The following is an 8230-nucleotide window of genomic DNA, read 5'->3' as shown; positions in this document are numbered from 1 at the left end:
CCCCCCAGCAGCCCCCCGCCACCAGCTCCGGCCCCAGCTCCTCCGGGACCACCGGCACCGGCGGCGGCTCCACCACCGGCGGCTCCGAGCCCGAGCCCGGTTCCACCTCGGGCGGCGACAGCGGAAGCGGCCGCAACCCCATCGGCGGCCTCCTCGGCTGACCGCGGGCGCCCATCCGGAAAGGGGGCGGGCCCGGAGGAAGTCTCCTCCGGGCCCGCCCCCTTTCCCGTACGCCCTACCGGCCGTCCAGCTCCTTGGCGGCCTCGGTCAGGTCCTTCGCCGTGTCGATGGCCCGCCAGTACGCCCCGTGCGGCAACGGGTAGCCGGCCAGGCGGCGTTCGCGGGCCAGCCGGGGGAACGTCGTCCGCTCGTGGTCGCCCCGGTCCGGCAGCAGCCCCGTGAACTCCGGGGAGAACACGTACACGCCCGCGTTGATCAGATACGGCGACGGCGGCGCCTCGATGAAGTCCGTGATGTGCCCGAACGCGTCCGTCTCCACCGCGCCCCAGGGAATCCGCGGACGGGCCAGGGCCAGCGTCGCGGTCGCGTCGCGCTCCGCGTGGAACGCCGCCATCTCCCGCAGCGAGAACCGCGTCCAGATGTCCCCGTTGGTCGCGTACCAGGGCTCGTCCGGTGCCGGCAGCCGCTCGGCCGCGTACTTCAGCCCGCCGCCGCGCCCCAGCGGCTCCGACTCCACCACCGTCGTCACGCGCAGCGGCAGCACCGCGTCGGCCAGCCACTCCTGGAGCACCTCGGCCAGATGTCCGCACGACACCACGGCATCGGTCACGCCCTCGGCGGCCAGCCAGGAAAGCTGATGGCCGATGATCGGAGTCCCGGTACCCGGGATCTCGACCATCGGCTTGGGGCGGTCATCGGTATACGGGCGCAGCCGTGACCCCTGGCCACCCGCCAGGATCACGGCCTGCGTCGGAAACGTATGCATGCCAGGCACGATAAGCCGTGCCCGGCAGCGGAAGGTGTCGCGTCGGTCAGCTGAACTGGGCGACGCCCGAGGCGAACGAGGTGTCGCAGACGGGGCGCGAGAAGCGGTGGGCGCGCGTCGGGCCGTACTTCTCGACGGCGGCCTTGCCCAGGGTCTTCGCGATCGACATGCAGTGCCGGGCGAGCGACGGGCGTCCCTCGACGGCGCGCTGGAGGTCCGTCAGGGCGACGGCGGGGTCCTTCGCCCTGAGCTCCTGGAGGAGCCGGTCGCGCAGGACGTCCTCGGGCGCGCGCACCTTGACCTCCTTGGCGTCGGGGACGGTGCGGGCCGACGCGGCGAGCAGCTGCGAGTCGGAGTTGCTGGCTGCCCACGGCACGGCGGTGACCGCGAGGGTCCCGGACAGAACCATGACGACAGGCAGTACGAAAGCGAGAGTTCGGCCGATACGGCGCACGGTGTGGGTCACGCAAGCGAGCGTAGCGGCCGGTGATGGCATGACGACATTACGTCACCCTCGCGGGGGATGGTTCGAGTGTGCTTTTCGAATCGCGTGTTGACGAACCGGAACGAAATGACCGTTGTGCCGGGGAATCCGCCTCCGCCGTTTAAACCCCCGCACAGCGCGGTGGCCCCGCACGAAGATCGTGCGGGGCCACCGTACAGCGCGTGCGGGGTCAGTCGGTGAGGCGCTCACCGGTCGACGTCGCGAAGACGTGCAGCTCGTCCGGGCGGGGCACGACGTGCAGCTTGGTGCCCTTCTCCGGGACGGCGCGGCCGCCGACGCGGACGACCAGGTCCTTGTGCTCGCCACCGACCTCGGCGGCACCGTAGACGAAGCCGTCGGCGCCGAGCTCCTCGACCACGTTGACCGAGACGGCCAGGCCGGCCGGGGCGTCCGAGGAGTCCTTGGTGAGGGTCTTCGCGGCGGCGCCGCCGTGCTCCACGATGTCGAAGTGCTCGGGGCGGATGCCGACCGTGACGGTCGTGTCGCCGCGGTTCGCGGCGGCGGTGAGCGCCTCGCGGGAGACCGGGACGACACTGTTGCCGAACTTCACGCCGCCGTCGGTGATCGGGACCTCGACGAGGTTCATCGCCGGGGAGCCGATGAAGCCGGCCACGAAGAGGTTCGCCGGGCGGTCGTACATGTTGCGCGGCGAGTCGACCTGCTGGAGCAGACCGTCCTTGAGGACCGCGACGCGGTCGCCCATGGTGAGGGCCTCGACCTGGTCGTGGGTGACGTACACGGTCGTGATGCCCAGGCGGCGCTGGAGCGAGGCGATCTGCGTACGGGTGGAGACACGGAGCTTGGCGTCGAGGTTCGACAGCGGCTCGTCCATGAGGAACACCTGCGGCTCACGCACGATCGCGCGGCCCATCGCCACACGCTGGCGCTGACCACCGGAGAGCGCCTTCGGCTTGCGGTCCAGGTAGTCGGTGAGGTCCAGCATCTTGGCGGCCTCTTCGACCTTCGCCCGGATGTCGGTCTTGTTCACACCGGCGATCTTGAGCGCGAAGCCCATGTTGTCCGCGACGGTCATGTGCGGGTACAGCGCGTAGTTCTGGAACACCATGGCGATGTCCCGGTCCTTCGGGGGCAGGTGCGTGACGTCACGGTCACCGATGCGGATCGCACCGCCGTTGACGTCCTCAAGACCCGCGAGCATGCGGAGCGAGGTGGACTTGCCACAACCGGAGGGACCGACGAGGACGAGGAACTCGCCGTCCGCGATGTCGATCTCGAGCTGGTCGACCGCGGGCTTCGTGGAGCCGGGGTAGACGCGGGACGCCTTGTCGAACGTGACACTGGCCATGCTGATGCTTCTCCTCCACCGGCAGGTACGTGCCGGACGATCCGTGGTAAGGGAGTGGTCTGGTCCATACGAGTGAACCTGCAAGGACGCTACCTGGCGGTTTCGGATCTGTCAGTAGTTCCCCGGCTGTGAAATTTCTGCACGGTGCCGGGGGCCGTGTTGGTTAGACTGCTCCGGCACGCCTCCTTAGCTCAGCTGGCCAGAGCAACGCACTTGTAATGCGTAGGTCGTCGGTTCGAATCCGACAGGGGGCTCGGATGAGGCCCAGGTCACATGGTCGTGACCTGGGCCTTTTTTTGAGCCCGGTTCACAGGTGGCGGTCGAAGAAGTCCAGGCTGAGGCGTACGGGTTCGCGCAGGTCGGCGCCGTCGAAGCAGTGACCGGCCCCCGGGACGACGACGAGTTCGGCGGTGGCGCCGGCCCCGGTGAGCGCGGCGGCCAGCCGGCGGCTCTGGTCGCAGGGGACGAGGGGGTCCGCGTCGCCGTGGACGAGCAGGGTGGGCGGCGCGTCCCGGGAGACGTGGGCCAGCGGCCCGGCGAGCCGTACGGCTTCCTCCTGCTGGGCGGCGGGCCCGAGGAGCATCGCCTCCGGTGAGCCCGGGGCGCGGTCGAAGGCCGCCAGGTCGCTGGGCGCGTACCAGGCCACGACCGCCTGGACCCGTGACTCGGGCCCGGCCTCCCGCCGGTCGAGCCCGAGTACGGCGGCGAGGTGGCCGCCCGCGGACTCGCCCCAGGCCCCGAACCGGCCGGGATCGAGCCCGGCTTCCGGCGCGAGCCCGCGCAGCACGGCCACCGCCGCCCGGACGTCGTCGCGCTGCGCCGGGTAGTGCGCTTCGCCGCTGAAGCGGTACTGGACGGTCGCCATGGCGTACCCGGCGGCCACCGCGGCCCCGACCGGATCGGCGACGCCCAGCCACGACTCGCCGACCCGGGGCGACCCGCGCCGCCAGGCCCCGCCGTGGATCCAGACCAGCAGCGGCACGGGCGCCGGGGCCGTCGCGGGCACGGTCAGGTCGAGCGTCAGCGGCCGGTAGCCGTCGACCTCGGCGTGGACGATGTCCCGGTACTCGACGCGGTCCGGGGTGCGGGAGCGGGGCGGGGGCAGCTTGCCGACGTGCGAGTTCCGCACGAGCTCCTCCTCCGTGGGTGCGCCGGCTCCCCGGCCGGAACGGGCCCCGGTCATGACATCAACCGGCGTTCGAGCCTCGGCAGGGCCACGAGGACAGCCGCCGCTCCGAGGGCCAGCAGGTATCCGGCGGACAGGAGCAGCCCCGGGTGGAGGTCGCCCAGCGCCGGTCCTCGCAGGAGCTCGATGCCGTGGTAGAGCGGGAGGCACTTCACCAGGACCTGTACCGGTTCCGGATAGACCGTGACCGGGTAGAACGTGGTGGCGAAGAGGAACATGGGGAGCATCACCAGCTGGATCAGCTGGAAGTCCTGCATGGTCCGCAGCCAGGTGGTGACGGCCAGCCCGATCGCGGCGAAGCAGAAGCCGATGAGTACGGCCCCGGGCAGTGCCAGGAGGATCCAGGGCGATTCCACGTAGCCCAGCACCGACACGATGGCCAGGAAGCCCGTGGCGGCGGCGACGCCGCGCAGCAGGGCCCAGCCGATCTCTCCGAAGGCGATGTCGGCGACGCTCAGCGGCGTCGTCACCATGGACTCGTAGATCCGGTCGTCCTTGAGCTTGAAGAACATCCCGAACGTGGTCTCGTTCATCGCCGCGTTCATGGCGCAGGTGGCCAGCAGGGCCGGCGCCACGAAGGAGGCGTATTCCAGGTGGGGGTCCGCGACCCCCGGCACCCGGCCGATCAGCTGCCCGACGCCCACGCCGATGGACATGAGGTAGAGCAGGGGTTCGAGCATCTCGGCGGCGAACACGGCCCAGGCGTGCCGGTGGATCATGAGATTGCGTTCGACGACGAGATGGGCACGGACCGGCACCACGCCGCGTCCGGCCGGTTCTCTCGCCGCCGTGGTCGTTGTCGTCATGTGCGTCAACCTTCCTGACGGTGCGTCACTCATGCAGATTCCGGCGATAGGTGTGCCCGCCCCACAGCACTCCCGCGAGGGCGAGCGCCGCCAGGTACGCGCAGTGCGCCGCCGTGCCCGCCGTTCCCGCACGGCCCAGGCTGATCGCCCGGCACAGCTCCACCCCGTGCCACAGCGGCGCGGCCTCGATGACGACCCGCAGGAACCGGGGCAGCTGGTCCAGGGCGAAGAACGTGCCGGAGAACATGTAGAGCGGCAGCAGCACGAAGCGGAACAGCGACATCTGTGCCTTCGGGCTGTCGAGGGTGGCGGACCAGGCGGCGATCGGCGCCGCGAAGGCCACGCCGGTCAGCAGCGCCGCCGGGACCAGCGCGAACAGCTGGGGGCCGCGCAGGTCGTCGAAGAGGGCGAGTACGGCGACGAACGCGCAGACCGTGAGCAGGATGCGCACGGTGATGAAGAGCAGGTGGCCACGGAAGACGTCCCCGGGTTCGAGTGGACCCGCCGTCGCCGCACGGTAACTGCCGCTGGGGCGGCCCGCGGTGAGCACGGACCGGGTGGAGTCTATGAAGGCCGTCTGCATGGTGGTGGCCGCGAGCAGGCCGGGCGCGAAGAAGGCGAGGTACGAGACCCCGCCCAGCTGCTCCTGCCCGGCGTCGCCGACGAGCCGGCCGAGACCGGCCCCCACCGCGAGCAGGAAGAGGAGGGGGTTGGCGAAGCTGACGACGGCCGAGCCCCGCCAGGTCCGCCGGTAGTGGATCATCCAGAAGGAGAATTCGCGGAGCGCGAGCGAAGACATGCGGACACTTCCTCAGTCGATGAGCGTGCGGCCGGTGAGCGTGAGGAAGACGTCCTCCAGGGTGGCCCGGCGGGTGAGCAGGGTGAGCGGTTCGACGCCCCGGGCACGCACCGAGGCCAGGCATGCCTCCGCGTCGGCCGTGTAGAGCAGCAGTCGGTCGGGCAGGACCTCCACGCGCTCGGCGGTGCCTTCGAGCTTCGCCGCCATGAGCTCGTGGTCGTCCGGCGGGTACCTGAGCTCCAGGACCTCGCGGGTCGCGTGCTGTTCGATCAGCGCCCGGGGCGAACCCTCGGCGACGATGCGGCCGCGGTCCATGACGACGAGGCGGTCGCAGAGCTGTTCGGCCTCGTCCATGTAGTGCGTGGTGAGGATGAGCGTCACCCCCTGCTGCTTCAGCCGGAACAGCCGCTCCCACAGCACGTGGCGCGCCTGCGGGTCCAGGCCGGTGGTGGGTTCGTCCAGGAGCAGCAGCTCGGGGTCGTTGACCAGGGCGCGTGCGATGGTCAGCCGTCGTCGCATGCCGCCGGAGAGAGCGGCGACCTTGGCGTCCGCCTTGTCCCGCAGCTGGGCGAAGTCGAGGAGTTCGGCGGCCTTCAGCCGGGCCTCCCGCTTCCCGAGGCCGAAGTACCGTCCGTAGATCAGCAGGTTCTCCAGGACCGTCAGTTCCTGGTCCAGGGTGTCCGCCTGGGGGATGACCCCGATGCGGGAGCGGATACGGGTGCCGTCACGGACCGGGTCCATGTCCAGGACGCGCAGGGTGCCGCCGGTGGGCCGGGAGACGCAGGAGATCATGCGCATGGTGGTGGACTTGCCGGCGCCGTTGGGGCCCAGGAAGCCGAAGGCCTCGCCGCTGCGCAGGGAGAAGTCGATGCCGTCCACCGCGGTCGCGCCGGACGCCCCCTTGCCGTGGGTCTTCGTCAGGCGCTCGGCGTGGACGAGGACGTTCTGTGGTTCGAAGCGCATGGGTACGGGCTCCTCAGCCGATCGGCAGACCGGTGTAGTTGTCGGCGAGTTCGGCCGCGGCGGGGCCGCCGGCGGCGAGCCGCTCCAGCTGGGTCAGCTGGAGCCGGTCCTCGAACGGCGTCCGGCCGGGCTCGCGGTGGAAGGTGGTCGTCATGAACCAGGAGAAGTGCTCCGCCTGCCACACCCTTCGCAGGCAGGTGTCCGAGTAGGCGTCGATGAGCGCGGTCGATCCGTCGTCGGCCCAGGCGGTGAGCGCCCGTGCGAGCACGACCACGTCGGCGACAGCGAGATTGAGGCCCTTGGCGCCGGTGGGCGGCACGATGTGGGCGGCGTCGCCGGCGAGGAACAGCCGCCCGTGCCGCAGGGGTTCGGTGACGAAGCTCTGCATGGGGATCACGGACTTGGCGGTGATCGGGCCCCGGTCGAGCTTCCAGTCCCCGTCGACCGCGAACCGGAAGCTCAGCTCGTCCCAGATCCGCTCGTCGTCCCAGTCGCCCGGGTCGGTGCCGTTGGGCACCTGGAGGTAGAGGCGGCTGACCGTGGACGACCGCATGCTGTGGAGGGCGAAGCCGTTCGGGGAGTGGGCGTACAGCAGGTCGGTGCAGGAGGGCGGCACGTCGGCGAGGATGCCGAGCCAGGAGTAGGGGTAGCGCCTGCTGAACGTGCGGGAGAGCGCGTCGGGCACCGTACGGCGGCTGATGCCGTGGAAGCCGTCGCACCCGACGACGAAGTCGCAGTGCAGCGCGCGCTGTCTGCCCTCGTGGGTGAAGCGGATGACGGGGTGGTCGCCCTCCGCGCCCTCCACCTGGTCGGCCCGTGCCTCGAACAGCACGGGGACGCCGTCGGCGAGGTTGAGCGCGATGAGCTCCTGGACCACCTTGGTCTGGGGGTGGATCGCGACCTGCCGGCCGGGCGCGAGGGCGGCGAAGTCGATCCGGTGCGACCGGCGGGCGAAGCGGAACTCGATGCCGTCGTGGAACATGCCCTCGCGGTCCAGGCGCTCGTTCGCCCCGGCCGCCCGCAACGCGTCGATGGTGGTCTGTTCCAGCGTCCCGGCCCGCTGGCGCTGCTCCACGTACGCGCGGTCGCGGCTCTCCAGCAGGACGCAGTCGATGCCCGCACGGTGCAGCATCCGGGCGAGCAGGAGCCCGGCCGGTCCGCCGCCGATGATTCCCACAGTGGTGCGCATCAGATCGCCTTTCCGGGTACGGGACGGCCGGCGCCGGCCGTGTCGCTCACGGGCACGAGGCCGGGGTTGAAGCGCTCGCGGATGTGGATCCGGGACTCGTCCGCGCAGCGGATGACGTACTCCTTGAACGCGCACACGGGCGCGTCCGCCGTGTCGTCCCAGTGGGTCAGGCCGTGGGCCAGCAGGGAGCGGTGCTGCTGGGGGAAGCGCAGGGCCCGGAGGCGCAGGCCGAGCGGGGTCCCGTCGGTGGCGTCCGGCAGGTGCGCCGCGTCGGCGGCCGGGTATGCCACCACGTTGCGGCTGACGACGCGGCCGTCCGGTGCGCGCAGCTCCGACAGCCGGCGGACGGTGCGGCTGTCGCCGGCGAGGCCGAGGACCTCGCGTACGCCGGAGGGGAGCGCGGCGGCGTCCACCACTTCCTGGGAGATTACGCGCACTGTCATCGTGAGACCGAGCAGGGACTCCAGGAGGAGGGTGGTCGAGCCGTCGCTGGCCAGCAGCAGCCGGGTCTCGGGCGGCAGGGGTGGGGG

At 71.2% G+C, this 8230-nt stretch carries 9 protein-coding genes and 1 tRNA gene; 1 reads left to right on the top strand and 9 read right to left on the bottom strand.

Features of this window, described 5'->3' with window-relative positions:
• Nucleotides 1-235 precede the first annotated feature (235 nt).
• From EAO73_RS31975 to EAO73_RS31965, 3 genes are all read right to left on the bottom strand, one after another.
• Entirely contained in the window at nt 236-946 is a 711-nt protein-coding gene (locus tag EAO73_RS31975; protein WP_147974986.1) for a nucleotidyltransferase family protein, read from the bottom strand.
• 46 nt (nt 947-992) lie between these two features.
• A complete protein-coding gene (locus EAO73_RS31970; protein WP_147974985.1) occupies nt 993-1412 on the bottom strand; it encodes a hypothetical protein in 420 nt (139 codons plus the stop codon).
• Nucleotides 1413-1620: 208 nt separating this feature from the next.
• Nucleotides 1621-2757, bottom strand: a complete 1137-nt coding sequence (locus tag EAO73_RS31965; RefSeq protein WP_018101603.1) for an ABC transporter ATP-binding protein — start codon at nt 2755-2757, stop codon at nt 1621-1623.
• Between the two features lie 180 nt (nt 2758-2937).
• Between EAO73_RS31965 and EAO73_RS31960 the strand changes: the two genes are divergently transcribed.
• Nucleotides 2938-3011, top strand: a tRNA-Thr gene (locus EAO73_RS31960).
• Nucleotides 3012-3064: 53 nt separating this feature from the next.
• On the opposite strand, the gene EAO73_RS31955 is transcribed toward EAO73_RS31960, so the two are convergent.
• The 6 genes from EAO73_RS31955 to EAO73_RS31930 form a co-directional block, all read right to left on the bottom strand.
• Nucleotides 3065-3886 (bottom strand): alpha/beta hydrolase, encoded by an 822-nt coding sequence (locus EAO73_RS31955; RefSeq protein WP_224756535.1) that lies wholly within the window; start codon nt 3884-3886, stop codon nt 3065-3067.
• Between the two features lie 50 nt (nt 3887-3936).
• A complete protein-coding gene (locus EAO73_RS31950) occupies nt 3937-4749 on the bottom strand; it encodes an ABC transporter permease (RefSeq protein WP_224756534.1) in 813 nt (270 codons plus the stop codon).
• Nucleotides 4750-4774: 25 nt separating this feature from the next.
• The gene (locus EAO73_RS31945; protein ID WP_147974983.1) at nt 4775-5548 is read right to left on the bottom strand and encodes an ABC transporter permease; all 774 of its coding nucleotides are present in this window, start codon (nt 5546-5548) and stop codon (nt 4775-4777) included.
• Nucleotides 5549-5560: 12 nt separating this feature from the next.
• A complete protein-coding gene (locus tag EAO73_RS31940; RefSeq protein ID WP_147974982.1) occupies nt 5561-6511 on the bottom strand; it encodes an ABC transporter ATP-binding protein in 951 nt (316 codons plus the stop codon).
• Between the two features lie 13 nt (nt 6512-6524).
• Nucleotides 6525-7700 carry a 4-hydroxybenzoate 3-monooxygenase gene (locus EAO73_RS31935; RefSeq protein WP_147974981.1) on the bottom strand — a complete coding sequence of 392 codons (1176 nt, stop codon included), beginning with the start codon at nt 7698-7700 and terminating at the stop codon, nt 6525-6527.
• A partial coding sequence (locus EAO73_RS31930; protein WP_147975417.1) for a hypothetical protein occupies nt 7700-8230 on the bottom strand: 531 nt, incomplete at its 5' end. The genes EAO73_RS31930 and EAO73_RS31935, both read right to left, overlap by 1 nt.

Origin of the sequence: Streptomyces sp. col6, from assembly GCF_008042035.1 — a bacterium.
Lineage (GTDB): Bacteria > Actinomycetota > Actinomycetes > Streptomycetales > Streptomycetaceae > Streptomyces.
The sequence above is the reverse complement of the archived record's forward strand: the minus strand, read 5'-3'. Positions and strand labels throughout refer to the sequence as shown.